Source organism: Brevibacillus fluminis (genome assembly GCF_003710825.1).
Classification (GTDB): domain Bacteria; phylum Bacillota; class Bacilli; order Brevibacillales; family Brevibacillaceae; genus Brevibacillus_D; species Brevibacillus_D fluminis.
This window is the reverse complement of sequence record NZ_RHHQ01000001.1, coordinates 1-26,785: the sequence shown is the minus strand read 5'-3', so window position 1 is coordinate 26,785 and position 26,785 is coordinate 1. Positions and strand designations below refer to the sequence as shown.

Here is a 26,785-nt window from a genome sequence, read left to right as displayed (position 1 = left end):
CCAACGGGAGCAACCGGTCCAGCAGGAGTCACGGGCCCAACGGGAGCAACCGGTCCGACAGGGGAAACGGGTCCGACGGGAGCAATCGGTCCAACGGGAGCAACGGGTCCAGCAGGAGTCACGGGCCCAACGGGGGCAACCGGTCCGACAGGGGAAACGGGTCCAACGGGAGCAACCGGTTCGGCGGGAGCGACGGGTCCAACGGGGGCAACCGGTCCGGCGGGCTCAACGGGCCCAACAGGATCGACGGGTCCAACAGGAGTGACGGGTCCAACGGGGGCAACCGGTCCAACAGGGGAAACGGGTCCAACGGGAGCAATCGGTCCAACGGGCTCAACCGGCCCAACAGGAGCCACGGGTCCAACGGGGGCAATCGGTCCGACAGGAGCAACGGGGGCAATCGGTCCGACAGGAGCAACGGGGGCAACCGGTCCAACGGGAGCAATCGGTCCAACAGGGGAAACGGGTCCAACGGGAGCAACCGGTCCGGCGGGATCGACGGGCCCAACAGGATCGACGGGTCCAACGGGGGCAACCGGTCCAACAGGAGTGACGGGTCCAACGGGGGCCACTGGCCCGGCGGGATCGACGGGCCCAACAGGAGCCACCGGTCCAACAGGAGCAGCAGGAGCCACCGGCCCAACAGGAGCCACCGGCCCAACAGGAGCAGCAGGAGCCACCGGTCCAACAGGAGCAGCAGGAGCCACCGGCCCAACAGGAGCAGCAGGAGCCACCGGTCCAACGGGAGCGACAGGCCCAACAGGCCCAACAGGAGCAGCAGGAGCCACCGGCCCAACGGGAGCCACGGGTCCAACGGGAGCCACCGGCCCCACCGGAGCTTTCCAACAGTTTCAGGTCTCAGAGAATTCTCCAAATACAGCTGGAAGCTCAGCAATTCCAATTAGTGCTACACCGACAACATTAAAGACAATCACGATAACGGGTATCCCCGCGGGCGGCCGTGTCTGGTTAACGGGAATAGTTGGTTGGGAATCTACTGCAGGTACTACAATGGTTCAATTACAAGTTCTTAGAGGAGCAAGTGTGATTTTCAGCATTAATAATCACGGGAACGGAAATAACATATTTGAAACTACCAGCATCAACCACGTTGATTCAGCCCCTGGAACTGGAAATGTTACGTATTCCTTAGAGGCGCTAACAACTGTTGGGACGGCAAATGCTGTTGGCGCAATAACTTTTACGGGAGCTTTAATAGTTCCATAAGGTTGTTTGAAACGAATTCAAGCGAGAGATGCGGAACTCACTTCAAAAACAAAACCATAGCTTGTTCAGCAAGCAGCAGGATCTGGTTAACCAGTATCTTTGGATGGGAATCAACAGCAGGGACAACAATGGCGAAATTACAAATTCTCCGGGGAGAATATTAGCATTAATAAACACGTGACGAAATAACACTTTCCAAGCGATTGCTGTAAACCACGTTGCTTTAACACCAGGGGCTGAGGTGTTACCTATTCATTAAAAGCTCTAACATTTGATGGTACAGCAAATGATGTTGGGACAATATCATTTACTCAATACACCTTAGGATGGTTACCTATTATTAAGTGCGGTGATCCCTGGAAAGAGGAAAGGTTTGCGTAGGATTGGGTAAGAGGCGGGAAACCGCCTATTTTGTTTGTTTCAAAGGATGATTATTTTACATGGTGCACGTCTTCCTTACCTTTTCTTCCTAACTCGTGTACATGCGTTCTTAATCTCTCTAATAACCATAGACTAATTTCCGCCTATATCCCGCAATAAAGCAAACAAAAAAGAAATATATACATGATCATGTCGACATGAAAGGTCCCTGCAACCGACGGACTGGGCAGAGGAAAGCGAAAGCCGAATCGACTGATTTGAATATACATCTTGCAGAGCCAATGGGTTCGTCTAAAAAGAATGCTTCACGTCTAACGGTTTGATAATTATTGTCCCCGTTGGAGGATCATAAAAGGTAAGCATCGAATCACACGAGCTAAGTATCGATCCGCTATCAGGGTTCCGGAGACAAAATTCAACAATCGAAAAGAAATGAGTAATCAATTTTTGTGATACGCTTGCAAAAATCGAAGGAGATGATTACATTGCCCCAGCATTTAACCCCCTGCATAGTGATGAATGGTAACGCAAGAGAAGCAATTCACTTTTATGAAAAAGTCCTGGAAGCTAAAGTCCTGCATGTCCAAAGTTACGGTGAGATGCCAATACCTTGTCCGGATAGTTTAAAGGAACGTGTATCGAATGCGCTTCTAAGAATTGAGGAAAGTGAACTCATGTTATTTGATGCACCCAACCAACATTCTGCTAACGGAGTTACAGTTAATGACAAAGAAGAAGCACCCGTTTTGGACTCTACCTATCAAGCTGTTGTAGCTCTCAACATCTTAATACGTGACGTGGAGAAAACAAGGCGGATCTTTGAAGCCTTGCAGGATGGTGGTAAGGTAATCGCCCCTTTAGAAACAGTTCCTTTTAGTCCAGCATTTGGTACTGTTACGGACAAATTCGGTGTGACCTTCATACTTGTCACTCAACAGCCAAACTGATTACCTATGTAAGATTTTTTATGCTGCCAATGGCCGCTTTTTTTGTCAAAAAAAACGGATCATATCTTAAATAACTTGGAGTCGCCACCTTAAATGGGATGCGGGGTAATCGTAAGAAGGTAGGGCAGAGGAGAAAGAAGTTTGAGAAGATGAGATTGAATTTGTAAAAGAGGCGGGAAACCGCCTCTTTGTTGTGTCAAAGGATGTTATTTCACATGGTACAAGTCTTTTTTGACCTCCGACTGACGCTCCGTCTATGGTTTAAACATACCGACACACGACCAGCTTTTGCTTCCAATCGGCTGCCAAGAGACAGACCATTGGGTGTCATGGGTTGAGGGCGTGTGTACCAAGCGCGGGCTCGGTGTCAGTCTTCGGTTGCCTGGTAGACCATGGTCCAGAAGTCGTGGATAACCCGCGCCGAATCAGCAGTGGACATCCCGACCTGGGTGAGCAGGATTCCGGTGAGCTGGTTGTCCGGGTCGGCGTAGGTAGAGGTACCGCTTCCGCCGTCCCAGCCGAACTGACCGATGGGCGCGTAGTCGCCACGGTAGGTGCGCACCGCCATCCCCATGCCCCAGCCGCCGTGCTGCCCTTGGCCGAATGACACATGGACGTTGTTCGCGGCCATGGCGTTTCGGGCGGCTTGTTGCTCGGTCGTGAGGCGGTTGGTGGTCATCAGCTCGACGGCGGGCCGGGACAAGATCCGTTCGCCCCCGTGCATCCCGTGATTCAGCAGCATCTGGAAGTAGGTATGGTAGTCATCGACGGTGGAGACCAGCCCACCGCCGCCGCCCTGGAACACTGGAGGCTGACTGTGGCGTCCCCCTTTGGATTCGTCCCACACGATGAACTCTCCGGTCTGCGGGTCGGGGGTGTAGAGGGGCGGCAGCCGATCGATCTTGTTGGCAGGAACGTGGAAACCGGTGTCCTTCATCCCCAGCGGATCGAATATACGTTCACGCAGGAACGTCTCAAACGACTGGCCCGTGACTCTGGCGACGAGCACGCCGAGTAGATCGTTGCTGATGTGGTACTGCCAGCGTTCTCCGGGCTGGTACATAAGCGGAAGCGCGCCAAGGCGGCGCATCCACTCATCCGGATCGGGCATCGGCTCCGGTAGATTGGGCGTGAGCCCCTGCTCGAATATCGCGCCCATGATCGGAGTGCCCAGCGACGTCATATCCATGCCGAGCCCGAACGTGGAGGTCAGCAGGTCCCGTACGGTGATCGGCCGTCGCGCAGGCACGGTATCATCCAGCGGGCCGTCGATCCGCTTCAGCACCCGCCGGTTAGCGAGTTCCGGCAGCCACGTCTCTACTAGGTCATCCAGCCGCAGCCTGCACTCGTCGAGCAGAATCATCGCCGCCGCGATCGCAACCGGCTTGGAAGTGGACGCCATCCGGAAAATCGTATCCCGGCGCATCGGCGAGCCACCGTCATGGCGCATCGTGCCGATCGCTTCAACGTGCGTCTCACCGTACCGGCTGACCAGGGCGACGAGCCCAGGAATCTTCCCGGACTCGACATGCCGTGCTAGCACGTCGCGCATTCTGCGCAGCCCTGTTTCGGAGAAGCCGCTGTTGCTTTGTCCCGTTGTATTCTTTTTCATTTGGTTTCCCTCTCTTTACTTTTTATCAGTCCTAAAAATTTGCTCTTGTTCTCTATGCTTGAAAGCGTGTTTGATGCATCAAAGATATCCGTATGTCCGCGCATTCAATTCCCCCTACATTTGCATCATACGACATATTACTGTGTCTGTCGAGGTAATATTCTAGGTATATTACAATTCAAAAAAAGAGGCAATTCATATCGGTATCAACGGATTGACGGAATAATAACTGGTTTATACGTCTCCGTCGGTGGTGCTAAAGTGAAATTCCGAAACTAGACGCGATCCGGATTGTGCGGTCGCCGGTGCTTGTGAGGGCAAAAAAATTAAAAACAGATAAGTGGTTGATATAAAAATCGAGGGAATGAAAAAGAAACCCAAAAAGCGTGGGGTTTCTCGAAAGCATAATTGTGGGACCGTGACCAGGAGGTTGTGACAAAAATCACATCCCGAAGATGTATCGCCTCTTATCATAAGGAATGAGAAGAAAGCAATTCTTATTCCCAAGTGAAGGGTGATCGTATGGTTCAAAAATGGCAGTTGCCGTTACAGACGTTAAATCCTGTCGTCGGTTTCATGGTTTGGGTTATTCTGTCATCACTAATGCCTTTTATCAAGGAAACGGTTCCCTTGAGTCCGGGCGAAGTGGCGTGGGTTACCGCGATTCCCGTGTTGCTTGGTTCTCTGCTGAGAATCCCCATTGGATATTGGAGCAACCGATTTGGTGCGAGGAAGCTTTTCAGCATAAGCTTTCTCATATTGTTGGCCCCCGTTTTTTATATTAGCAAGGCAACCACCTATACAGATTTGTGAGTCGGCGGAGCGGTGTTTTCCATTGGTGTCGCCTCTCTCCCTAAATACTTCCCTAAAGAGAGGCACGGCTCCATAAACGGAATCTACGGTATGGGGAATATCGGTACGGCCCTCACTACATTTTCGGCACCGGTTCTGGCAAAAAGCTTTGGTTGGGCCACAACCGTACAAATGTTTATGGTGTTGCTGGTAGGGTTTGCTTTTCTCACCTTCTTTTTGGGGGATAAGAATGAGCCTAAGGTCGTAACCCCTCTAAGGTAGCAACTGGTGAGTGTGTACAAAAATAAGAAGCTATGGTTGGTAAGTCTTTTCTACTTTATTACGTTTGGTTGCTTCGTCGCTTTCACGGTCTACCTGTCCAACTTTTTGGTCAGCCACTTCCAAATCGAGAAAGTGGACGCTGGTATGCGAACAGCTGGTTTCATTCTCCTCGCCACGCTTGCAAGACCGGTGGGAGAGTGGCTTGTCGGCCCGAGACTTTTTTACATTTGACAAATATCAGGAGGGCAATCATCACAAAAAATAGCTTCTTTTAGAAAGGCAAGGTTTTTTATCAAGATATGTCCATGCGGGAGCAGATCGACGACGTCCTGTTTTTTTAGATCGGACAACATCCGGTTGACACTTTCTCGGGTCAAGCCAAGGAATTGGGCTAAATCGCGATTGGTAAGAGAAAGGTCGATGAGAATCTTGTTCGGGTGGGGCTTTCCGTACGTGTTACTCATGCGGATTAATGTGGAATAAAGGGCGCCGATCTTCCCGTTGAGAAGCAGATCGCGAAATTTGGACTGCATCCGCCTGCTCATCAACCCCATCCATCGCAGGAACTCTACACAGAATTGGCCGTTTTTGATCAGCATTTTTTCCAGCCCTTGACGGGGAATGATCCACACCTCACCAGCCATCAACATGGTGCCTGTGGAGGTGTACGTCAATTCCTGTTAAAAAGTCCAGAGACGCCGACAAGCTCACCTGCGCCAAATATCTGCAGCGTTAGCTCTTTTCCATCGTTAGTTGTTTTTGTCAGTTTGATTTGGCCAGATGTTATTAAAAATAACTGATTTGCTTTATCACCATCCATAAACAAGATGGCATCGGGAGTATAAATCTTGCTAATCGCCAGTGTTTCAAGACTTTTGACAAAATCGGGAGTGACCTGATCCACAAAAGTAATACCATTTCCGGTCATGTGGGTCCCCCTTACCTTTAAAGATACATGTGCACTCATTATATCAGCCGAAATCAGAATTAGGGCCGGAAAATCATCCATTCGGGATCTGGCTGTGAATGCGGAACCGCACGCAGCATCTCCCATGGAAAGGAAGCTGGAAAAATGGGAGATCACTGAGGATAAGGAGCATCTGCGGCTATATTTTAATCTTTATCAGTTTGTTGCGATACCTATCTTGAATGGGCCGGTGATTTTTACACAGGAAAATAAAGGTACCCTTATGGTGACGCAAGACAACCAGGGACAACTGGAGTATCGCGTTTCTTTTTGCAACGAACCTTGAAATTGGGGATTTCTTTTAAGGGGAGAGGTGTCTATGGAACAACTGCGCACAGGCTGTATGGGGATGATGCAAGAGTTCGGAGGAAAGAGAAATTTGTGTCTGCCTTTGCAAAGATTGCTAGTTGAACACCGGTCCTTGGGTGAGAAGATGAATCAACTTACAAATTTAGCAAAGGAATTGAAACGGTCTTCAGAACCAGTTAGCGGCCAATTTCTAAAGGAACTTTACGAGTTGGGTTCCGCGTTTCGAACGGAACTGGAACATCACTCCAAGCGTGAGGAAGAAGGGTTGTTTCCCATGATGGTGACTTACATTGGACGGGAAATGGGACCGGTGGCCGAAATGGAACATGAGCATAGTCAAGCAAAAGTAAACCTTACGCTGTTTCTGCATGTATTTGAAAAAGGGAAGCCTGCCGAACATGATGAAATAATAGCTGCCCTGACTCATTTGCAAATGTCTGTGGAACTATTAATTCAACATTTCTTTAAAGAAGAAAAGGTTTTGTTCCCGATGGCAGAACAGTTGTTAAATCACGAAGAGAAAGAGCAGTTACAGGAGATTTTTCAGATTCTCTAGCACTTCAGAGCTTGGCCATGAGGCGGGAAACCGCCTCTTTCTTTCGTTTTAAAGGTTTTTGATGAAAAATAGATTTATTTGAAAGACAGGCGGGAAATCCAATTCATGAGCTAGAAGTAATGAAGGCTTTGAGAAGTTGCGTTGTTTGGAGGTGAATCAGGATGAAATCGCTGTATACACGCGTCGTATTGGTCTTTATTTGCATTGTGATGTTGAGCTTGTTCGCAGCGTTTATGGTCAGTACTTGGATGTTTGAAGAGCAGAAGCAAAATTTTATAGAAGAAACACTAGTGAAAGACGGTAAAACCATCATCGAAGCCTATCAGGCGAACCATTCTGCTGAGTTAGGATCGTTTGTGCATAGTTTCGCCGGTCTTTCTATTTACAGAATCCAACTATACAATAAATCAGGTTCGCCCCTGCTTGAGGAAAAAGAGCCCATGCATGTGGAACAGAGTAACATTAAGCAGGTGCTTGGTGGCAACATTGCACGCAGTGTCGATACAGAAACACAAGGTCTTCCATTGGTGGGGGTTCCTCTTTCTGTGAAAGGTGATCCCTACGCTTTGTTTCTCACGTTAAGTAAGCAGGCGATAGAGAAAGAGCAAGAAAGTATGCCTTGGATCCATGCGTTATATGTTCTTGTCCTGTTTATTGGTAGCTTTCTGATTTTGATTGCCGCTCGTTATGTAGTCAATCCGATCATGAAGTTAACGGAAGCAACGAAGAGGATGGCAAAAGGGACCTTTGATTCTGCGAATCTTCCTATGAATCGTAGGGATGAAATTGGTCAATTAAGCGTGAGTTTTCATGAAATGGCAAAAGAGCTTGCGAAGCTGGATCAAATGCGACAATACTTTGTTTCGAGTGTTTCTCATGAGATTCAATCTCCTTTAACTTCAATTTCAGGATTTACGAAAGCGTTAAAGCAGAAGAAAATGAGCGAAGAGAGCCGTCTCCGTTATTTGACGATTATCGAGGAGGAGAGCGAGAGGTTATCTCGCTTAGGGCAAAATTTGCTTCAGCTCTCGTATTTACAGCAGGAGCAGCATCCATTAAAGGTTACCAAATACCGATTGGATGAGCAGCTGCGGAAGGTTGTCATCACGTTAGAGCCTTTATGGACCGTAAAAGCAATCAACATGGATGTTGATGTGGAGGCAATAACCGTTCATGCGGACAAAGATCAACTGGATCAGGTGTGGATTAACTTGCTGAACAATGCGATCAAATTTACTGCTCCTCACGGTACGATACGCATCCAAGCGATGGGGAAAGCTCATCAACATATCGTATCGATAACAGACAGTGGAATCGGGATCCCTGAAGATGAACTTGTCAATATTTTTAAACCATTTCATAAAGTGGACAAAGCCCGTAGTAGTTCTGTAAAGGGAAATGGGCTTGGGCTATCCATCGTCAAGCAAATCATCGATATGCATAACGGAGAAATTCATGTATCCAGTAGTCTTGGTACCGGAACAACTTTTACAGTCACACTTCCGCGTGAGAGTTAGAAAACCAATGAATCATACTTATGAAAAAATATCGCCCTGCGTGGGGCGGTATTTTTTTTGTCGTTCATGTCCATTCATATTGCGTTCACACGGCTGATTTATAGTAATCCCATGGAAACATAACGGAAACAAAAACGAAAAATTTTGATCAGAGGGGAATCGAAAGATGAAGGTATTAGTACGTGTCGTTGTCTATGTAATGACGTTCGTTATTCTTTTCGGAGGGATCAGTGCGTTTGGGTATATTGGTTCCAATAAGGGATACTGGAATCCCACTCGACAAACACCAATCCCTGCTTTGCAAGGCGTGAGCGTGCCTGAACATAATCCGAAAAAACCTACAGTAGCTGTCCTTTTATCCAATCCGACGACAGAAGTATTTGATTTTATGGTTCCGTATCAAATGTTTGCGATGACTGAGGCTTATAACGTATATGCAGTTGCCCCAGACAAAAACATCAAAACACTCACTGGCGGCTTGGATCTGATGCCGCACTATTCTTTTGATGAACTGGATCGATTATTAGGGAAAAGTCCCGACCTTATTGTAATCCCGGCGATGCCTATGGGAGACGAAGCAAAGTATAAGCCTGTCCGGGAATGGATCCAAAAACATTCCGATACGAAGCTGTTAAGCATTTGTGCTGGAGGGCTGAATCTGGCCGATACAGGTTTATTAAAAGGGAAAGAAGCAACGACCGACTGGAAAAGTTTTGATTATCAAGAAATCAATAAGTATCCTGAAACAAAATGGAGAAGGGATGTGCACTATGTCGCGGACGGGAACATCGTCTCTTCAGCAGCTCTCACTTCAGGAATCGATGCCGTCCTCTATGTGATTTCACAGCAATTAGGCGAACCGATGGCGGAGAAAATAGCGAAAGAGATGAATTACCCTACTTATCATTTCGTAAAAAATCCGAAGGTAGACCCATATTATGTTGATCGAACCGAAATGATTTTTACGTTCAACCAAGCATTCCAATGGAACAAAAAAAGCGCAGGGGTATTGTTGTATAACGGGATGGATGACGGAGCGCTATCTACGATTTTTGATACCTATGCAGCTTCTGGAACGACAAAGGTTTATACGATTTCAGACGCCAAACAGCCAATCGTTACGAAGTATCACCTTAACCTAGTTACCCGCTATCAAATGGCGAATGCGCCGAAGCTTGATCGCATGTTCGTTCCTGGAGTGGAGGCGGAGTCTTTAGCTGCGGCAGATGTTAAGCAGTGGAACGAAAAAGGAAATAACGTGGTGCCTGAGCTCATTCACAGCGGCTACGAAGACAGATTTATGTTTGATGCTCCGCTTGAAGATTTAGCCAAGCAAGAGGACGTCCTAACCGCTAAATATGGACTCAAGCGATTGGAATATCGTGCGACCAATCTTTCCTTTGTAGGCAACCCATTTTCCTTTGAAGCTTTCGGAATACCAGTTTTACTTAGTTTTGCAGCATTGCTTATTGCTTTCTATATTGATAGACGATTCATTCGAAAAGTGAAAAGAGGTCGCCATCAATCATTGGCTCGTTCATAAGGAGGATAACAAAATGAATAGTCTAGAACAGGCAATTTCGCTTGGCCCTGTACTTACCAAAATCTTCTGTGACGATGACATTATGGTGGCGGTTACTGACACCGAAAAGTATGTGTACTTTTCTCCTTCAAAATCACTCAATGCCGGTATCACGATCGGTCAGCCTTTCCTGGATTATGACTTGTTTGGAAACATAAAAAAATCAAAAGGCAGGATGGAGATGATATCTCCACCAGAGTATGGACCGCCATTTCGAGCGATTGGATATCCGTTGTTTGACGATACCGGACAATGGATCGGATCGCTTGGTTTCGGGTGTAGTTTGCATAAAGAATACTTACTCAAGGATATTATCGGGAAGTTGGATCAAATTGCGAATACAATCGGAGATCAAACGCACTCTATCACAGCACATGCTGAACAACTCTCGGCTACGATTCAGGAAATATCCGCGACTTCCACGGCGAGCTTGCAAAATACCGAGAGTATGGATGAAGTCATATCGTTTATCCATCGTATTGCGCAACAATCAAATTTACTCGGTCTGAATGCGGCTATCGAGGCTGCGAGAGCTGGCGAGTATGGGAAAACATTTTCAGTTGTTGCCACTGAAATAAGAAAATTATCTCGTCATTCTGATGAATCTTCGAAGAAAATCGGTGCCTTTTTAGAACAAATGAAAAGTTCAATTATAGGTATGAACGACAGCATGAATGATATTCGTCAATCTTCCAACGAACTCGCGGTTCATTCTGAATTATTCACGAAATTGACGGAAGAATTAAATCAGGTGAACGACACTTTAAATAGCTTTGTAACGGATTTGCTAAAAGTGAAATCCTGACAACTGCATCGATTACATGAAGAAGAGACGGGAAACCGCCTCTTCATTCGTTCGAAGGAACCTCCGGCTGGTTTGCCGATTGGGAAGCACCTGAATCAGTCTGACAAAGCATGCTCTTGTGGCATGCTTTCTTTTCTTGCCTCTTGTCTGATCCATGAAAATAAAAATAACGACGCCACGACTGCAATTGCCACACCGATCGTCCCAAACCAGGTGAGGGATGATAAGGATACCCGATCCACGGCGAGGCCGCCGATTGCCGCTCCTGCTGCCATCGATAATTGCATCATCGACTGGTTGAGCCCGAGCATGATTCCCGAATATTTCGGCTCAATTCGGATCAAATTATATTGCTGCGTAGGACCGGTCGACCATGCTGCAAATGACCATAATACCAGGACGACAACAATGACTACCAAAGAGTTCTTTAGAGAAACGGCAACGACAGATAATAACAGGAAAGCTGCGATGTGCAAGAGCATTCCCCTGATTAGCGTGAAAGAAACGCCCATTTAAAACGATGGTCTCTCTGCTTTTTTACGTGAAGCCTATGCATACCGTCTGCCCAGGGCTATAATTTTTACGATGGAAAAGGTAAGGAGAGAACATCATGCCATACAGCGTATTACTGATCGAGGACGATACCCAAATCGTCGAAATGCTGCAAAATTATTTGGTCAAAGAAGGCTACGACGTCTCGGCGGCGTTTAACGGTTTGGACGGAATCACGCTGTTCCGGCAAAGCGCCTTCGATATCGTCATTGTCGATATTATGATGCCGAAGCTGGACGGGATCGAGGTGATTAAGCTGATCCGAGAAAACAGCGCGGTTCCGATCCTCATCATGTCGGCGAAGGACAGCGACGTCGATAAGGCGATTGGGCTCGGCTTCGGTGCTGATGATTACATCGCGAAGCCGTTTTCACTCATTGAAGTGTCTGCCCGGATCAAAGCAGCGATTCGCCGCGCCACGACGTATTCAACTGCCGGACAGGCCGCCGCTGCGGTCGTAGATCAGGCGCCCCAGGAAGCCAAAGTACTGACATTCGACGCACTTCGCATTGATCTGGACAATTTTTCAGTATCGAAAAACGATGTCGCACTGAAGTTGACTGCCAAAGAATTCGAAATCCTGAAGCTGTTCGCTACGAATCCGAATCGCGTGTTCACGAAGGCGCAGCTGTACGGTTTTATATGGAACGACGAATATTACGGCGACGAAAACGTCATTAACGTCCACATCCGCCGGTTGCGCGAAAAAATCGAAGAACAGCCATCCGAACCCAGGTATATCAAGACGCTGTGGGGCATTGGTTACAAGTGGGAAGGACAATGACATGGTGATCGTGCTAGCTGTTCTCGTCGTTGTTTTGATTATCGTGATTGCGATTCAATACGGTGCCTATCGAGCAAGAAGCTCTAATCTGGAGCAAATTCACAACAAATTACACGAAATTATCGCGGATGGCACAAGCGAAAAGCTGCTCGTTTTTACGGACGATCGCGCATTGATACCGGTCTTGATCGAAATTAATCATTTGTTGGAGCACAACCAGCAAAAGGCGGCGAATTTCCTGAAGATGGAGCAGTCGATACGGAAAATGATCTCGAACATTTCGCACGATTTGAAGACGCCGCTTACTGTCGTGCTTGGTTACATCGAAACGATCAATCTGGACCCGGATATGCACGTGGAAGAACGAAAGGTTCTGTTGTCCAAGGTGCACGATAAGGCAAACGAGGTGCTGGAGCTGATCCGCCAGTTTTTCGATTTGGCGAGACTGGAGTCGGGGGACAAGCCGATTCCGCTTTCCTCGATTCACATGAACGATATTTGTGGGAAAAATATGTTGGCCTTTTACGACACGCTGACGGTCAAAGGCTTCGAAGTCGTTATCGAGATCCCGGACAAGCTGCTGCTTGCGTGGGGGAACATGGAAGCGCTGGACCGCGTCCTGAACAATTTGATCGCCAATGCGATTTTTCATGGCGGGGAGGGAATGGAGGTCGGATTAACTTTGCGGGGCGACGACGAGTTTGTGTACGTAGACGTATGGGACCGGGGGAAAGGGATCGACGCGGTGCATCAGGACCGGGTGTTCGAGCGGATGTACACACTAGAGGACTCCCGGAACAAATCATATCAGGGCAGCGGTCTCGGGCTGACAATTACGAAAAGGCTTGTCGAAGCGCAGGGAGGGACGATCCACATCCAGAGCAAGCCTTACGACAAAACGATGTTTACCGTCAAGCTGAAACGAATCCCTTTCACAGCTTAAGAAATTTGTAAGAATCAGGTAAGGAAAAAGCAAAATTCGGTGCTTACAATAAAGCTTGTAACGAATGAGGGAGGCATCGAACGATGACACATATCGTAAAAACGAAGCAACTGACTCGGGCTTATGGGGGTAAGGAAGTTGTTTCGAACGTCAATTTGAACATCAAGCAAGGCGAAATATATGGCATGCTTGGTCCGAACGGAGCGGGTAAAACAACGGTACTGAAAATGATCACTAACCTGGTGAAGCCGACGGCAGGCGAAATCGAAATTTTTGGTGAGAGGCTGACCGATACCTCGTACCAGCTGCTCGGTCGGATGGGCACGATCATCGAAAACCCGATTTTTTACGATAAACTAACTGCCCGCGAAAATTTGGAGCTGCACTGTGAATACATGGGTTACCATAACAAAAAGTCGATCAACGAGGCGCTTGAGCTGGTGAATTTGAAGGGGATCGATAAGAAAGCGGTAAAGCAGTTTTCTCTTGGGATGAAGCAACGACTTGGCATCGCGCGGGCGATCTTGACGAAACCGGAGCTGCTTATCCTCGATGAGCCGATTAACGGTCTCGATCCATTAGGAATCAAGGAGATTCGCGATCTATTCGTCATGCTGTGCAAGCAATATGGGATCACACTTCTCATTTCGAGCCATATTCTTGGGGAAATCGAACTGATCGCCGACACGATCGCCGTCATGAACGACGGGAAGCTGCTGCAGGAGGTTTCGATGGACCATATCGCTAAGCAAACGACGGAGTATATCGAAATCACAACGAACGAAAGCAGTAAAGCAGCTTACGTGCTAGAAAATCATTTGCATATATCCAATGTCCGCATTACTGATGCTGGCCAAATCCGCATTTACGATTGTCGCATTCCGCAAAGCGAGCTGATGAAGGGTTTGGTGATGCACGATGTTGCAATCGAAGCGGTACATAAGAAAAAAGGATCGCTCGAGGATTATTTCCTGTCCATCCTGAACGGGGGTGGCGTTGTTGCTTAAGCTCATGAAGCTCGAAATGCGTAAGCTTCGTATTTGGTCTTACATGCGGGCGGCGTTGATCGCCAACGTTGTGATTTTAGTTCTTATCTGCTCGATCAGCTTGGACGCGGAAATGAAACAAAAGATGCCTTTCACGGGCTATGACATGGCGTTCACCGTCATCGATACGCTGGTTCGGGGGACGTATATCGTGTTCGCGTCGGTGCTCATTTCTCGGCTTGTTATTGACGAGTTCCGGAAAAAATCGATCATGGTGCTGTTCATGTACCCGATCAATCGCAAAAAGCTCATCGCGGCAAAGCTGCTCGTCGTCGTGTTGTTTACGCTAATTGCGGATATTGCGTCGAACCTGTTTGTTGGCGTTGGATTTTACATATTCAATCTGTTCGCGTCCGTTGTTCCGGGAACGTTCACGTGGTCAGTTGCTGCCAAATCGCTGCTGACGGTCGTCATGAGCGCACTGGCGACCAGCTTCTTAAGTCTGATTCCACTGTACTTCGGCATGCGCAAGCAATCCAGCGCGGCCACCATCGTATCGTCGCTCATCGTCGTGGGGCTCGTATGCCAAAATGTCGAGGGCTTCACCTTATACTCCCTCATAGCGGTACCGATTGGTCTAGCACTCCTCGGCGTAGCAGTTGCGTATCTATCGATTCGTAACATCGAACATGTCGACGTGCTCAAGTAGCGGAATGGGAGGAGAAGATCGTTATGAATCAAGTATTTAAATGGGTATTCTTGCTTAGCGTCGCTTCGTTGGTCTTTAACGGACTGCGGTATTGGGGAACGGGGGACCAGGAAGTGCTCATCAACACGTATAGTGCTGCCGGCTTAGGAGTCCTGTCCGTACTCGGGTTAGTGTTCGCGAGGAAGAAGCGGTAAGCGACAGGAGTATCGGGATAAAATGAAACGAGGGCTGTCTCAAAAGGTTCATTTGGACCTTGGGACAGCCCTCGTCGAGTAAGGGATTTACTTTCGATTTGAGGTCAGGGCTTCACGATCGATTGCTTGAGGCGGCTGCTCCAACCAGCCATGATCAATTAAGATATTCGATCCATCCTCCACATAATTTCCAACTTCCACAAGTAAACGAGCATATTTTGCAAGCACATCATGTCTTGCACACATAGACATTGCATTGCCATAAGCTCTAACTCTAACTGCATACATATCCAACTTATGAAACAGCATTAATCGGTCCGAAAAGGGGGAAACAGTGGAGGTTGTCACCAGCTGGTCAATGATGGGAGGAGATGTTAACCCCTCCTCTTGCATGATCGTGCTTAAAGTATCGTAATGTTTGGTGGCTATTTCTAGCCCTCGCCGAAAGTATGCCTTTGACTGATTAGATTTCGCTACCTGACTAAAGCCAATTAAAACCGCTTTGCTTGTCCCATTATTTTCAATGTTATCGTAAAGATGCGTAATCTCCAGAGCTTGCAGTGGTCTGACTCGACCAAAAAAGCCGTTGTGATAGCTGTGTTTGTCGATAAAATCCACCGTTTCAGGATAAGGAATATAAGGTGGCTTGACTAAGAGCCCTTTTTTTATCAATACACTGTTTACCAAATTAATTAGTTTGACTGTCTGGTCCATACTATTCGTAAAGAACTGCCGAATATCCGTTCTTGTTGCCAACGGAATTGCGATTCCATACAGGCTAATTCCTGCTTTTGCAACATATTTCAAGTAGTGTAGGTAGAAGTCATCTTCAAATATTCTTGGCGCCGTTATATCGACATCCTCTTTCGTGAATCCTACGGGAATCGGGTATTTTTCTTGGTTATAGATCTCTTTAATCGATTTTATAAATTGTCCGGACAGATGCAATGCATTCTGCAGAACCATCTTGACTTCTTTATCCTCAACGTGATTCATCATATAACTCAACACGCAAACCGACATTGTATTCCCGACATATGTAGCCCAAAGCTTACCTTGCTCGGCGGACGTTAATTTATCATTATCAGTTTGAGTAGATGGACTAGTTTGCACATCCTGTATGGTTTCCACAACGAATTCCTCCGTTCAGCGAATGTATTCTTTTAAAATTTTCACCAGTCAAGAGCAGAAATATGTTTCCTATTTATGGATGGGGCGTTGGAGGTAATTTGTTTCTAAAAAGAACTTGCAAAAATTCCCCTACGAGAATACCGAGAAAACATAGCAGGATCGGCAACCATACGGGACCTAAAAGCACGCCAAAGATTCGAAAGTTAGGGGAATACATAACGCCGATTGTTGCGAAAAAGGCTGTGAAGGCAAATGGAAAAACCGAGTAAGGGGGAATATCTTCTGAAAAGGAATCGCGGTAAGCATCATAAATAGCGAACATATATACACACGGATAAAACATAAGCCATTGATAATCCGTTAATCGAATTGCTAACGGAATATCCCCTTGAAAACTTGCCATGATGATCTGATTTAAATGGGATTTCTGGTTGATAAGGAATTCAAGACCCAGTAAAGTTAGGCCTTTTAAAAACTTTCCGTTTAATAATTGACCAAATCCAGGTAGAGCAATACTCCACAATATTTTCTCTATTGCTGCGCTCTTTATCAATTTTCCTTCCCTTCCCTTGACTATATGAAGTATTCTCCATGTGAACTTTATTATGCTTCTCTTTGTTTATTAGAATGGCAAAATGGCCGTGATTTATTTTGGAAAAAAAGAGCCCAGGAGTTGCCCCTGTTTGGGTAGATGTCTGCTTTCGTGTGCGAAAAATTCACACTTTGATTCGTTACCTCTATTTGAGGTTTTGGTTGTTTGTGAAAGAGGGAAAGAGATAGAAATGTATGCATATTCCTACACCATAGAGAGGGCGAACGTGGCAATGAAGATCAGGGGTAAAGTGATAGTGGCAGTCGGCGTTTTACTTAGCATTATAATTGGGCTCACCGTTGCGAATAATGTTCTCACCAATCAAATGAGAGAGGATTACGGTGGCTTGATGGATAGTCAGGAAATCACCTATCTGCTGAAATCCACCCAATACCGCATCACGGGCATTTCCAATGACGAGCGGGGCTATCTGCTAACCGGAAAAGAAGAGTATTTGAATGAGATCGGGTCAAAGGCGGATGATGTGAAAGGATATTTCTCAAAATTAGAATCCATGCTGCCTAAGAAAGGGGGGGAGGACCACGTTGCGAAGATAAAGGAGAGGTTCACGAACTTTCTTAGCTCCAGTGAGCGTATTCAGGAAGCCTATCGTTCTGGGAAAAAGGAAGAAGCCCTCGCCATGCATTTTGGCATGGAACGCGAGACGCGGAAGGCGCTGGATGATGATGTGAAAGCCTATGTCGATGCGTCGGAGAAAACGACAGCCGACGTTCTTGCTCTTATGGAAGAGAGTGAGAAAATGAAAGCGGTAGCACGCTGGGTCATCTTGACGCTAGCCATCTTGTTCGGGCTTGTCACAGGCGTGATGCTCTATCGTTCCATCGTGAAGCCGATCCGGAAGGTCAACCTGCAGATGCGTGAGATTGCCGAGGGAGAAGGGGATTTGACGAAAGAGCTTCAAGTCAAGTCCAAGGACGAAATTGGGGAGCTCAGCCACTCTTTCAATCGCATGCTTGCCAATTTGCGCGAGTTAATCAGTCAGGTTAGAAGCAATGCAGAAATGGTAACCGCCTCCTCGGAGGAGATGTCCGCAAGCGCGGAGGAAACGAGCAAGGCTACCGAGCAGATTGCACATGCGATCCAGAGTGTGGCGCAAGGAACGGAAAAGCAGTTGTTCCATGTAGAAAGCAGTACGCGAAAGATCCACGAGCTCTCCGCAACCGTTCAACAGATTGCGGGCAGCGCAGAAACCGTTACATCAACTGCCTTACAAGCGGCGGAAATGGCGGTAGCTGGAAATCAGGGGATGCAAACAGCCGTTACCCAGGTAGGCGCCGTGCACCAAACCATGAGCCAACTGGCAGAAGTCGTCGAGGGGCTTGACCAGCGCTCTCAAGAAATCGGACAGATTGTGGAAGTCAGTACGAGCATTGCAGCACAAATCAATTTGCTGGCATTGAATGCAGCCATTGAAGCGGCGCGTGCAGGCGAGCACGGGCGGGGGTTCTCGGTGGTTGCCGATGAAGTGCGGAAGCTGGCGGAGCAATCCTCCCAGTCCTCCCGGCAAATCGCCTCACTGATTGCAGCGATCCAGGGGGAGACGAGCATGGCAGTAGCCACGATGGATAACGGGAAGCGGGAAGTAACGGCAGGGATCCAGCTGGTGACGGCGGCAGGTGAGATCTTTGCAGAGATCCAGCGCTCCGTGAACGAAGTCGCCTATCAGATTCAAGCGGTGTCGGCATCCTCGCGCCTTATAGCGGAGGGAACGGGCCAAGCTGTCGAGGCAATTGCTCAAATAGCCGAGGTCACCGCAACAGTTTCGGCAGAGACACAGGAAGTATCGGCTGCAACAGAAGAGCAGCTCGCCTCTATGGAGGAAGTCTCCGGGTATTCGAGGGCATTGTCCAAGAGGGCGGAGGAGCTGCAGTTATTGATAGGGAAATTCACGGTGTAAAGCACTCATAGTTCCTCTTGCTGCTCCGTGGCTTTTAGAAGTGATTCAAGATCAAAGCATTTTTGAAAAAGCTCCAGAATCAAGGGTTCAACAGCTTTTGTAAATAGATTCGCTGCCTTGGAAGTGGTGAAGGTTTCGGAGTACAAAATCTCTTTTATGGTTTCACCAGGATAAAAAAAGAAATGTACTCCGCCCACTTCGTTCCCTACATCCAATGTTTCAACGTACTCATCGTCCTCAAGCTTTTGGTAATCATCATTGAGGCTGTGCAGATCGGCGCATTGTAAGGAAAAAGTCTCCGATTTAAAATTGGTAATGGCAAATGACACACTGCCCTCATCATCTCTGTTGTCAACGAATACAACCTGTGAAGCAAATGCTTCAATCTTTGGCTTGTACTTGTTGCAAACATCCTCAAACAAATTAAAAAGCTTATCCGCTTGATCAATCCATTTGTTATTTATTTGTGCTTTTTTTAATTCCTTTTGCTTGATTTGTTTATAATTTTCCACTTGGTCATCCACGAATGCTTCGAATATCGTTCCCTTCGCTTTTTCTTTTAGCTCATCCAACCTTTCCAGCACCTTTCAACACCATCCATTAGTAAAGTGGGCAAGAGTGGTTCAAATGCATCCAGGGCTGTACCTTTTCGAATGGGTACAGCCCTTACTAGTTTGCGACGCACTAAAAAAAGTAGCATAGGTGTTTTCTGGAAGCGTGTGTGAGTGAGTGCGATGAGTCGGATTGGGGATGATATATCAAAAAGGTAAAAGGAGCATGCAGATGCGGTCCATGTGGAAAGGCAGTATCAGCTTTGGCCTTGTGAACATCCCGGTGTCGTTGTATAAAGCTACAGAAGATCATAAAACGAGCTTTCGCTCCTTGCACGAGGAATGCAAACATCCAATCCAGTATAAGAAATGGTGCCCGGTATGTGATCGGGAGATTCAACAATCCGAGGTCATTCGAGGGTATGAGTACGCTCCTGGTAACTATGTCATCATCACGGACGACGACCTAGATGAGCTGCCGTTGCCGACATTGCGCACCATTGAGATTCTGCACTTCACAGATAAAGATAATATCGACCCCATTTACTACGAAAAATCGTACTACTTAGGGCCAGGAGAATATGGCGGGAAGCCGTATAAGCTGCTGCATGACGCCATGGATCAAACAGGCAAAGTAGCCGTTGCAAAAGTGGCTTTTCGTACAAGTGAGCATTTGTCGGTGATTCGGTTACATGAAAACTGTCTTCTCATGAATATCATCCATTATCCAGCCGAAGTGCGATCCGTCCAAGGAGTTCCTGGCATCGAAGGGATCGCAGGAATCGAGGTCAGCAGCACGGAGCTGGAAATGGCCACAAAATTGATTCAAGAAATCAGCAAGGACTTCACCGGTGACTATAAAAGCAATTATGAGGAAGCGCTCAAGACACTTATTGAGGCGAAGGTTCAGAACCAAGAAATTGAACAACCTGAATCGACTACTCGCATGAATAACGTCATAGATCTCATGGAAGCCCTCCAAAGAAGCCTAAATGTTGCAGAAGAAAAACGAACGGAAGCCCCAAAGATCACCGGAAGAGAGCAGCCGGTTGTTACAGCACCGACCGAAATTGAAAGCGGCACAAAAGTTTTATCACCAACGCCTAAGCGCAGGAAACGAAAAGTGGAGTAGAACAAATCAGCTGTCGTAAAAAAGCCCTTCTCTGGTGAGAGGGGCTTTTTTATGCTCATGTTTTCAAATTTCTATTTTGGTCTCCAAAAACGCCAGATACTTTGGGTCATCTTCCATAAAAATCTCAATACCCGCACCCATGTAAGCGCGCGTTAGCTCGTCCGCCGCCTTTTCGAGGTTGTCTTGTTCGTAATACAGCTGTCCTAGTCGAAGATGAATATAGGGATTGCCCAACCCCTTCGGGCACTGTACAGCATTAAAAAAGCACTTGAATGCCTTATCGTAATTCTTCATTTGAAAATGAACGTCCCCAATAGCCACATACAACCACGTAGCTGCCTCCCATTCTCGATGATTTTCCGGCAATAAGCGAAGGGCCTCAATATATTTATGCTTCCCGGCCTCAGGATCGCCTGCCTTCACTAAATCATCGCCTTGTTTTGACAGAGCTGCGATTTCGGAAAAGGTGGAATCTGAAAGTTGCACCGTTATCTCTCCTGACCGTCATCAAATAAGATTTCATTTACTAGTAGTATCGGAAAATGAATGTTTTCCTGAAAATAACATTACAACATCGGTTTTTATTACGGAAAAAGTTGTTCGTTTTTGTGAAAATTACAAAATATTCGCCGGAAATATCGTGGTTTCGATAAAGAGATCGAGAATAAATCTTTTTAGAATTGATAGGGTAATGAAATTAACGCAATGAGGGGGGATGTTCGTTGGTATATAACAGACAATTATGTCAATTTGTGATTTTCACGTAAGAGAAGCTTCGCTTGCGAATATACGAAACAGGAGTGGTTAGCTGTGCGAATCATTGACAAACAAAATTTAGAAAACATCGCTGCAGGGGCTGCTGTATTGGGAACAGGAGGTGGAGGTGATCCGCATGTTGGCAAACTGATGGCGATGGCGGCTATTGAAAAATACGGTCCGGTGACGTTGTTGTCACCACAAGAAGTGGGCGATGATGATTGGGTCGTTTCGGCTTCGATGACGGGTGCCCCATCGATCTTGGTTGAAAAAATTCCGAGCGGGACGGAAGTGATCCGCGCTTTTGAAGCGATTTGTGAATATAGCGAGAAGGAAATCAAGGCCATCTATCCGATCGAGATAGGGGGCGTTAACTCCATCGTGCCACTCGTTCTGGGGGCGATTACGGGCTTGCCTGTAGTGGACACTGATGGCATTGGACGTGCCTTTCCTGAACTGCAGATGGTTACTTTCCATCTGGCCGGGCTGCAATCCGCACCCCTGTCGGTTGCGGATGAGAAAGGAAACACACTGATTGTGACCGGGATCGATAATCAGTGGAACGAACGGATTATCCGGGCCGCCCTGATCGCGATGGGTGGATCGGTGATGGTCTGCAGCAATTTGATGCAGGGGCGTGTGCTGAAAGCGGAAGGGATTCACCATACGCTTACACTTGCGGAAAAGATCGGGGAGACGGTACATGGACTGCGGCACCGAAACGAGAATCCAATCGCTGCTTTGGTTGATGTGCTCGAAGGCAAGCTGCTGTTTGAGGGGAAAATCAACAACCTGCTGCGCAGGAACGCCGGCGGTTTTACCCGAGGAGAAGTGTATTTTGACGGCATTAACCGTTATCAGGGGAAGCAGGCGATGATCAGCTTCCAGAATGAATTCCTGGTGGCGACGATTGATCAACAGCCAGTAGTGACCACTCCCGATCTGATCATGATACTCGACCTGGAGACAGGTTTTCCGATTACGACAGAGGTACTCCGGTACGGTAATCGTGCGGCAATTGTCGCTATGCCGTGCGATGCAAAGTGGCGGACGGAAAAAGGCCTGCAAACAGCGGGACCGCGCTATTTCGGCTATGACATCGACTATATCCCGTTACAGGTGTAAGGAGGGCTCCACCATGAAATATCGGATTGGCATAGATGTAGGCGGAACACATACAGACGCTGTGATCCTCAATCAGCAGCAGGAATTGGTGGTCAAGGTAAAAGCAGCGACAACAGAAGATATCGGAACAGGAATCAAAAAAGCGATCGCGGCCTGCATGGAACAAAGCGGGATTGATCCGGTGCAGGTCACCCATGCGATGCTCGGCACCACACACTGCACCAATGCAATCGTGGAGCGGCACGGTTTGTCCCGCATCGGCGTTCTGCGTATCGGGGCCCCTGCTACCATGGCAATCCCGCCGTTTACCGGCTGGCCGCAGGACTTGATGGATGCGGTTTTTGTCGGAAGCGAGATTGTGGCGGGTGGACATGAATTCGACGGCCAGCGGATTGCCGATCTTGATGAAGCGAATATTCGCAGAATCGGCCGGGAGTGGTGCGGCAAAGTGGCAGCGGTGGCCATCACTGCGGTGAATTCGCCAGTTGATACGGTAGATGAGCTGCGTGCCAAGGAGATACTCACTGAAGAGCTGGGCGAAGCTGTTCATTTTTCCCTTTCGTATGAGATCGGCAGCATTGGCCTGCTCGAACGTGAAAACGCAACCATACTCAATGCGTCACTGGTGGCAGCGGCGCGGCGGATGGTAGATGGCTTTGAAGGCTCGCTTATGGAAAACGGCATCCAGCATGCGCAAATTTTTCTCAGCCAAAACGACGGCACGCTGATGCGCTCCTCCTATGCGCTTCGCTTCCCTGTGCTGACCATCGCTTCGGGACCGACCAACAGCATACGAGGCGCCGCGTATTTGTCAAATGTGCAGAATGCATTGGTCATTGACGTCGGCGGGACCACGACCGACATCGGCGTGCTTGTTCAAGGCTTTCCGCGTGAATCGTCCCTGGTGGCGGAAATCGGCGGCGTGCGCACCAACTTCCGCATGCCCGACCTGCTGTCGTTCGGGCTTGGCGGCGGGACGCGCATTCGTGAGCTGGGAGCTGCGGTGCAGATCGGACCGGATAGCGTTGGCTACCAGCTGCCGCAAAAAGGGCTGGTTTTTGGCGGAGATACGCTGACGGCAACGGATATCGCCGTGGCGATCGGACAAGCCTCACTGGGCGATCCCGCCAAAGTAAATCATCTGCCCAAACCGGATGTGGATACCACTTACCGTCGCATGGTTGAGCTGGTGGAAGAGGCGATCGACAAAATGAAAACCTCGGCAGACCCTGTTCCCGCCATTTTGGTTGGAGGTGGCAGCATTTTGTTGCCGGATCGGATGGCTGGCGTTTCGGAAGTGATTCGCCCCGCCAACTTTGATGTGGCAAATGCAATCGGCGTCACCATCGCCCAGGTCAGCGGGCAAATCGAGAAAATCTATTCCATCGTCGATTGGGGTAGGGAGAAGGCGGTGGCTGATGCGCAGCAGGCAGCGATGAGCGAAGCGATAGCAGCCGGCGCCAAAGAAGAGAGCATTGTGATCGTCGATATGGAGGAAGTGCCGCTTGCCTACTTGCCGGGCAATGCCGTTCGCATTCGGGTCAAGGCTGTCGGGGAGCTTTCGATATAGAAAAAAGAGACAAAGGGGGGCATTCAGATGAAAAAGGTATGGAGAACCGGTCTGATGATCGCACTGATCGCTGGGCTTGCAGCGTGCAGCAGCCCAAAGGCACCGCAAGCAACAACCGGCCAAAGTGGGTCTGCTGTACAAACGGAAGGCGGGGCGGCGGGCGGTGAACCGAAAGGCGGCATCGCTGTCTATGGCTTCCACGACGACACGATGACCTTCTGGGACCCGAGTGACAGTTACGCCAATGAAATCATCGCGATGAACAACATGTATGAAACCCTTTTGCGCTATAACCCGAGAACCAAATCATTCGATAAAGAACTCGCGGAAGACTACACCGTCTCCAAGGATGGACTTACGTGGACATTCCACTTGCGCAAAAACGTGAAATTCCACACAGGCGCGCCGATGACGGCCGACAGCGTGAAAAAATCAATTGAGCGCACCATCAAACGCGGCAAAGGTGCTGCCTCCATTTGGGATTCCGTTGACAAGATCAATGTTGTGGATGAACACACCGTGGAATTCAAACTGAAATACTCCGCTCCATTGGACACCGTTTCTTCTTCCGGCTATGCCGCCTTCATCTTTGACGCCGATGCATTGGATAAAAACGGCGAGCAATGGGTCAACGAAGGGCACGACGTAGGCTCCGGCCCGTATACGGTGCAAAAATGGACAAAGGGTAGCGAGCTGATTTTGACGGATTTCCCTGACTATTGGCAAGGGTGGAAAGCGAACAACTTCCAGAAGGTTGTCTTCAAAACCACGCCGGAAGCCAATACACGCCAACAAATGATGGAAGCGGGCAAAATGGATTTCACCGACCAGATGCCGATCGAAATGATTGAAGCGATGAGGGCAAATCCGGACATTACCGTCGAGCAGACAAACAGTTTCCAGCAGCTGATCATGCAGTTCAACACGCAAAAAGCGCCGCTGAACAACCCGAAGGTACGCCAAGCGCTCGCCTATGCGATCCCGTATGACTCCATCGTCAAAGACATTTTGGTGGGAGCCGGTGAGCAGTCGCGCGGGAGCATTCCGAAAGGGTTGTGGGGCTATGACGCTACACTTGCGCAGTACAACTACGATCCCGAGAAAGCCAAGTCGCTGCTGAAGGAAGCGGGGGTCACCGGTGGCAAGCTGACCTTGACCTATCTATCCGGCGACGAATTCGAGCGCCGCATCTCCGAGCTCTTGAAGGTGGAGTTTGGCAAAATCGGCTTTAATGTCGAACTGAAGAGCATGCTGTGGGATGCGCAATGGGATCTAGCGAAAACCCAGGACCCAACGAAACGTCAGGACATTTTTCTCCTGTACTGGTATCCGGATTACGCCGATCCGTACAGCTTTATGAAAAACCTGTATGAATCAGAAGAAAATATTGTCTTCAACCTGGCTTATTACAAGAACCCCGAATACGACAAGCTGGTCGAGGAGGCGAAAAAAGTATCGGGTTTGGACCGCAGCAAAGCGATTGCCCTTTATAAACAGGCGCAGGAAATACTGATCGATCAGGTGCCAGGGTTATCTGTCTACGATTTGGAGTATGTGCGCGTGCGTTCCGCCAAGTTCAAAGGTTATGTCGACAACCCTGCCTATCCGAACGTCGTGTTCTTCTACGATACCTATCGAGAATAAAGGTGTGATCGCTGATGGTTCGCTTCATCATACGACGCCTCCTGCTGGGACTTCTGGTCCTGGTGGGGGTGTCCCTGATAACGTTTTTTATCGCTCGCGTCATTCCGTCAGAGCCGGCTGCCCGCTGGGTTGGAGCGCATGCGACAGCTGAACAAATCCAGGCGGCGAAAATCGAGCTTGGCTTAGATCAACCGCTTTACGTTCAATACGCGACGTACATGAAAGGCTTGGTGACGGGGGATTGGGGCAAGTCTATTCGCACCCACCAGCCGATTTTGGATGAGCTGCTCACGTTTCTTCCCTCCAGCTTGGAGCTGATTTTTGCCGGGATGCTGATCGCGATTATCGTGGGCATTCCGCTCGGTGTGATTTCTGCCGTCAAAAAGGAATCATGGGTCGATCATTTGAGCCGCGGCTTCAGCATCGGCGGTGTATCGATTCCGACATTCTGGCTTGCCTTGATTTTGCAGCTGGTGTTCTTCAAAACGTTGGGCTGGCTGCCGCTTGGCGAACGTGTCAGCACGGATGTGGCGCTGCTGTACCCGATCGAGGAGAAAACCGGTTCATATTTGCTGGACTCCTTGATGCAGGGCAATTGGGACTTTTTCACCGATGCTTTGCTGCATTTGATCTTGCCCGCGCTTGCGATGGCCGCGTATCCGATCGGTCTGGTCACCCGGATGATTCGTTCATCGATGGTCGAGGTCATGGGAGAGGAATATATGCGCGTGCTGCAAGCCTACGGAGTATCGCGCCGTAAACGCGTGTTTCTTTATGCGCTGAAGAACGCGATGTCGCCGACCGTTACGTCACTCGGTTTGACGTTTGCCTATGCGCTGACGAGCACATTTCTGATCGAAGCGGTGTTCAGCTGGCCGGGACTCGGCATGTACGCATCTCAGGCGATTCTCTCATCGGATTATCCGGCGGTGATGGGCATCACGCTGCTCGTTACCATTTCGTATATTTTGGTCAATTTGCTCGTCGACATCTTGCTGGTTCTGCTCGATCCACGGATCAAGCTGGGCGAGACAGCGTAAGGAGGGATCTGGATGATAACGTTTTTAAAGACGAACAAACTGGCGCTGACCGGCGTCGTGATCATTGCGATCCTGCTGGTTGTCGCGCTCATCGGTCCGCTCCTGCTGCCGTATCCGCAAGATATTCAACAGGAAGTCCATCTCGAGCAAAAGCTGCTCGCTCCATCGGGGGACCATTTCT

21 protein-coding genes and 5 pseudogenes are annotated in these 26,785 nt (G+C 48.5%); 19 read left to right on the top strand and 7 right to left on the bottom strand.

The features are described from left to right. Both EDM56_RS32010 and EDM56_RS00125 read left to right on the top strand, forming a co-directional pair. Nucleotides 1–1,227: pseudogene (locus tag EDM56_RS32010) on the top strand (collagen-like protein); the annotation flags it as partial. Between the two features lie 866 nt (nucleotides 1,228–2,093). Further along, complete coding sequence (locus EDM56_RS00125; RefSeq protein ID WP_122915851.1) at nucleotides 2,094–2,555, top strand: VOC family protein; 462 nt, start codon at nucleotides 2,094–2,096, stop codon at nucleotides 2,553–2,555. Nucleotides 2,556–2,922: 367 nt separating this feature from the next. Here the strand turns inward: EDM56_RS00125 and EDM56_RS00120 are convergent, their stop codons facing one another. After that, on the bottom strand, nucleotides 2,923–4,167 hold the full coding sequence (locus EDM56_RS00120) for a serine hydrolase domain-containing protein (RefSeq protein WP_122915850.1): 1,245 nt from the start codon (nucleotides 4,165–4,167) through the stop codon (nucleotides 2,923–2,925). Between the two features lie 522 nt (nucleotides 4,168–4,689). On the opposite strand from EDM56_RS00120, the pseudogene EDM56_RS00115 reads away from it, so the two are divergent. Beyond that, nucleotides 4,690–5,445, top strand: a pseudogene (locus EDM56_RS00115) (MFS transporter); the annotation flags it as partial. A 17-nt stretch (nucleotides 5,446–5,462) separates the two neighbouring features. On the opposite strand, the pseudogene EDM56_RS32155 reads toward EDM56_RS00115, so the two are convergent. Continuing rightward, nucleotides 5,463–6,169, bottom strand: a pseudogene (locus EDM56_RS32155) (Crp/Fnr family transcriptional regulator). A 358-nt stretch (nucleotides 6,170–6,527) separates the two neighbouring features. On the opposite strand from EDM56_RS32155, the gene EDM56_RS00100 reads away from it, so the two are divergent. The 4 genes from EDM56_RS00100 to EDM56_RS00085 all read left to right on the top strand — a co-directional run bounded on the left by EDM56_RS00100 (nucleotide 6,528) and on the right by EDM56_RS00085 (nucleotide 10,977). Then, the gene (locus tag EDM56_RS00100; RefSeq protein WP_246009199.1) at nucleotides 6,528–7,073 is read left to right on the top strand and encodes a hemerythrin domain-containing protein; all 546 of its coding nucleotides are present in this window, start codon (nucleotides 6,528–6,530) and stop codon (nucleotides 7,071–7,073) included. A 161-nt stretch (nucleotides 7,074–7,234) separates the two neighbouring features. Next, the gene (locus tag EDM56_RS00095; RefSeq protein WP_122915848.1) at nucleotides 7,235–8,590 is read left to right on the top strand and encodes a sensor histidine kinase; all 1,356 of its coding nucleotides are present in this window, start codon (nucleotides 7,235–7,237) and stop codon (nucleotides 8,588–8,590) included. A 166-nt stretch (nucleotides 8,591–8,756) separates the two neighbouring features. Then, the gene (locus EDM56_RS00090; RefSeq protein ID WP_122915847.1) at nucleotides 8,757–10,133 is read left to right on the top strand and encodes a DJ-1/PfpI family protein; all 1,377 of its coding nucleotides are present in this window, start codon (nucleotides 8,757–8,759) and stop codon (nucleotides 10,131–10,133) included. 13 nt (nucleotides 10,134–10,146) lie between these two features. After that, on the top strand, nucleotides 10,147–10,977 hold the full coding sequence (locus EDM56_RS00085) for a methyl-accepting chemotaxis protein (protein ID WP_122915846.1): 831 nt from the start codon (nucleotides 10,147–10,149) through the stop codon (nucleotides 10,975–10,977). A 95-nt stretch (nucleotides 10,978–11,072) separates the two neighbouring features. Here EDM56_RS00085 and EDM56_RS00080 read toward each other — a convergent pair. Next, nucleotides 11,073–11,486: pseudogene (locus EDM56_RS00080) on the bottom strand (MFS transporter); the annotation flags it as partial. A 101-nt stretch (nucleotides 11,487–11,587) separates the two neighbouring features. On the opposite strand from EDM56_RS00080, the gene EDM56_RS00075 reads away from it, so the two are divergent. The 5 genes from EDM56_RS00075 (at nucleotide 11,588) to EDM56_RS31260 (ending at nucleotide 15,145) form a co-directional block, all read left to right on the top strand. Next, nucleotides 11,588–12,313: a response regulator transcription factor gene (locus EDM56_RS00075; RefSeq protein WP_122915845.1), complete on the top strand. Its 726-nt coding sequence runs from the start codon at nucleotides 11,588–11,590 to the stop codon at nucleotides 12,311–12,313. 1 nt (nucleotide 12,314) lies between these two features. Further along, a complete protein-coding gene (locus EDM56_RS00070; protein WP_122915844.1) occupies nucleotides 12,315–13,256 on the top strand; it encodes a sensor histidine kinase in 942 nt (313 codons plus the stop codon). Between the two features lie 83 nt (nucleotides 13,257–13,339). Beyond that, nucleotides 13,340–14,263: an ABC transporter ATP-binding protein gene (locus EDM56_RS00065; protein WP_122915843.1), complete on the top strand. Its 924-nt coding sequence runs from the start codon at nucleotides 13,340–13,342 to the stop codon at nucleotides 14,261–14,263. Then, a complete protein-coding gene (locus tag EDM56_RS00060; protein WP_246009198.1) occupies nucleotides 14,256–14,951 on the top strand; it encodes an ABC transporter permease in 696 nt (231 codons plus the stop codon). The genes EDM56_RS00065 and EDM56_RS00060 overlap by 8 nt, the downstream gene beginning before the upstream one ends. Nucleotides 14,952–14,974: 23 nt before the next feature. Beyond that, nucleotides 14,975–15,145, top strand: coding sequence for a hypothetical protein (locus tag EDM56_RS31260; protein WP_183192232.1), 171 nt, complete (start codon nucleotides 14,975–14,977; stop codon nucleotides 15,143–15,145). Nucleotides 15,146–15,232: 87 nt separating this feature from the next. On the opposite strand, the gene EDM56_RS00055 is transcribed toward EDM56_RS31260, so the two are convergent. Together EDM56_RS00055 and EDM56_RS00050 are read right to left on the bottom strand one after the other, a co-directional pair. Then, entirely contained in the window at nucleotides 15,233–16,276 is a 1,044-nt protein-coding gene (locus EDM56_RS00055; protein WP_122915842.1) for a DUF3231 family protein, read from the bottom strand. Between the two features lie 73 nt (nucleotides 16,277–16,349). After that, nucleotides 16,350–16,829, bottom strand: a complete 480-nt coding sequence (locus tag EDM56_RS00050; protein ID WP_122915841.1) for a hypothetical protein — start codon at nucleotides 16,827–16,829, stop codon at nucleotides 16,350–16,352. 271 nt (nucleotides 16,830–17,100) lie between these two features. Between EDM56_RS00050 and EDM56_RS00045 the strand changes: the two genes are divergently transcribed. Then, nucleotides 17,101–18,786 carry a methyl-accepting chemotaxis protein gene (locus EDM56_RS00045; protein ID WP_246009202.1) on the top strand — a complete coding sequence of 562 codons (1,686 nt, stop codon included), beginning with the start codon at nucleotides 17,101–17,103 and terminating at the stop codon, nucleotides 18,784–18,786. 5 nt (nucleotides 18,787–18,791) lie between these two features. On the opposite strand, the gene EDM56_RS00040 is transcribed toward EDM56_RS00045, so the two are convergent. Further along, a complete protein-coding gene (locus EDM56_RS00040; protein WP_148040340.1) occupies nucleotides 18,792–19,358 on the bottom strand; it encodes a hypothetical protein in 567 nt (188 codons plus the stop codon). A gap of 211 nt (nucleotides 19,359–19,569) precedes the next feature. Between EDM56_RS00040 and ku the strand changes: the two genes are divergently transcribed. Continuing rightward, nucleotides 19,570–20,469 carry a non-homologous end joining protein Ku gene (gene ku, locus EDM56_RS00035; protein WP_122915838.1) on the top strand — a complete coding sequence of 300 codons (900 nt, stop codon included), beginning with the start codon at nucleotides 19,570–19,572 and terminating at the stop codon, nucleotides 20,467–20,469. A gap of 63 nt (nucleotides 20,470–20,532) precedes the next feature. Here the strand turns inward: ku and EDM56_RS00030 are convergent, their stop codons facing one another. Then, nucleotides 20,533–20,955: a tetratricopeptide repeat protein gene (locus tag EDM56_RS00030; protein ID WP_122915837.1), complete on the bottom strand. Its 423-nt coding sequence runs from the start codon at nucleotides 20,953–20,955 to the stop codon at nucleotides 20,533–20,535. Between the two features lie 324 nt (nucleotides 20,956–21,279). Between EDM56_RS00030 and EDM56_RS00025 the strand changes: the two genes are divergently transcribed. The 5 genes and pseudogenes from EDM56_RS00025 to EDM56_RS32170 form a co-directional block, all read left to right on the top strand. After that, a complete protein-coding gene (locus tag EDM56_RS00025; RefSeq protein WP_122915836.1) occupies nucleotides 21,280–22,350 on the top strand; it encodes an S-methyl thiohydantoin desulfurase family protein in 1,071 nt (356 codons plus the stop codon). A 13-nt stretch (nucleotides 22,351–22,363) separates the two neighbouring features. Then, on the top strand, nucleotides 22,364–23,920 hold the full coding sequence (locus tag EDM56_RS00020; RefSeq protein WP_122915835.1) for a hydantoinase/oxoprolinase N-terminal domain-containing protein: 1,557 nt from the start codon (nucleotides 22,364–22,366) through the stop codon (nucleotides 23,918–23,920). Between the two features lie 27 nt (nucleotides 23,921–23,947). Continuing rightward, nucleotides 23,948–25,564, top strand: coding sequence for an ABC transporter substrate-binding protein (locus EDM56_RS00015; protein WP_122915834.1), 1,617 nt, complete (start codon nucleotides 23,948–23,950; stop codon nucleotides 25,562–25,564). A gap of 14 nt (nucleotides 25,565–25,578) precedes the next feature. Next, a complete protein-coding gene (locus tag EDM56_RS00010; RefSeq protein WP_122915833.1) occupies nucleotides 25,579–26,604 on the top strand; it encodes an ABC transporter permease in 1,026 nt (341 codons plus the stop codon). Between the two features lie 12 nt (nucleotides 26,605–26,616). Next, nucleotides 26,617–26,785, top strand: a pseudogene (locus EDM56_RS32170) (hypothetical protein); the annotation flags it as partial.

Bases quoted from the DNA above. Each gene is read 5' to 3' on its own strand.
- EDM56_RS00120 (WP_122915850.1), bottom strand. From the start codon at position 4,167: ATGAAAAAGAATACAACGGGACAAAGCAACAGCGGCTTCTCCGAAACA.
- EDM56_RS00100 (WP_246009199.1), top strand. From the start codon at position 6,528: ATGGAACAACTGCGCACAGGCTGTATGGGGATGATGCAAGAGTTCGGA.
- EDM56_RS00095 (WP_122915848.1), top strand. From the start codon at position 7,235: ATGAAATCGCTGTATACACGCGTCGTATTGGTCTTTATTTGCATTGTG.
- EDM56_RS00090 (WP_122915847.1), top strand. From the start codon at position 8,757: ATGAAGGTATTAGTACGTGTCGTTGTCTATGTAATGACGTTCGTTATT.
- EDM56_RS00085 (WP_122915846.1), top strand. From the start codon at position 10,147: ATGAATAGTCTAGAACAGGCAATTTCGCTTGGCCCTGTACTTACCAAA.
- EDM56_RS00075 (WP_122915845.1), top strand. From the start codon at position 11,588: ATGCCATACAGCGTATTACTGATCGAGGACGATACCCAAATCGTCGAA.
- EDM56_RS00070 (WP_122915844.1), top strand. From the start codon at position 12,315: ATGGTGATCGTGCTAGCTGTTCTCGTCGTTGTTTTGATTATCGTGATT.
- EDM56_RS00065 (WP_122915843.1), top strand. From the start codon at position 13,340: ATGACACATATCGTAAAAACGAAGCAACTGACTCGGGCTTATGGGGGT.
- EDM56_RS31260 (WP_183192232.1), top strand. From the start codon at position 14,975: ATGAATCAAGTATTTAAATGGGTATTCTTGCTTAGCGTCGCTTCGTTG.
- EDM56_RS00045 (WP_246009202.1), top strand. From the start codon at position 17,101: ATGAAGATCAGGGGTAAAGTGATAGTGGCAGTCGGCGTTTTACTTAGC.
- ku (WP_122915838.1), top strand. From the start codon at position 19,570: ATGCGGTCCATGTGGAAAGGCAGTATCAGCTTTGGCCTTGTGAACATC.
- EDM56_RS00020 (WP_122915835.1), top strand. From the start codon at position 22,364: ATGAAATATCGGATTGGCATAGATGTAGGCGGAACACATACAGACGCT.
- EDM56_RS00015 (WP_122915834.1), top strand. From the start codon at position 23,948: ATGAAAAAGGTATGGAGAACCGGTCTGATGATCGCACTGATCGCTGGG.
- EDM56_RS00010 (WP_122915833.1), top strand. From the start codon at position 25,579: ATGGTTCGCTTCATCATACGACGCCTCCTGCTGGGACTTCTGGTCCTG.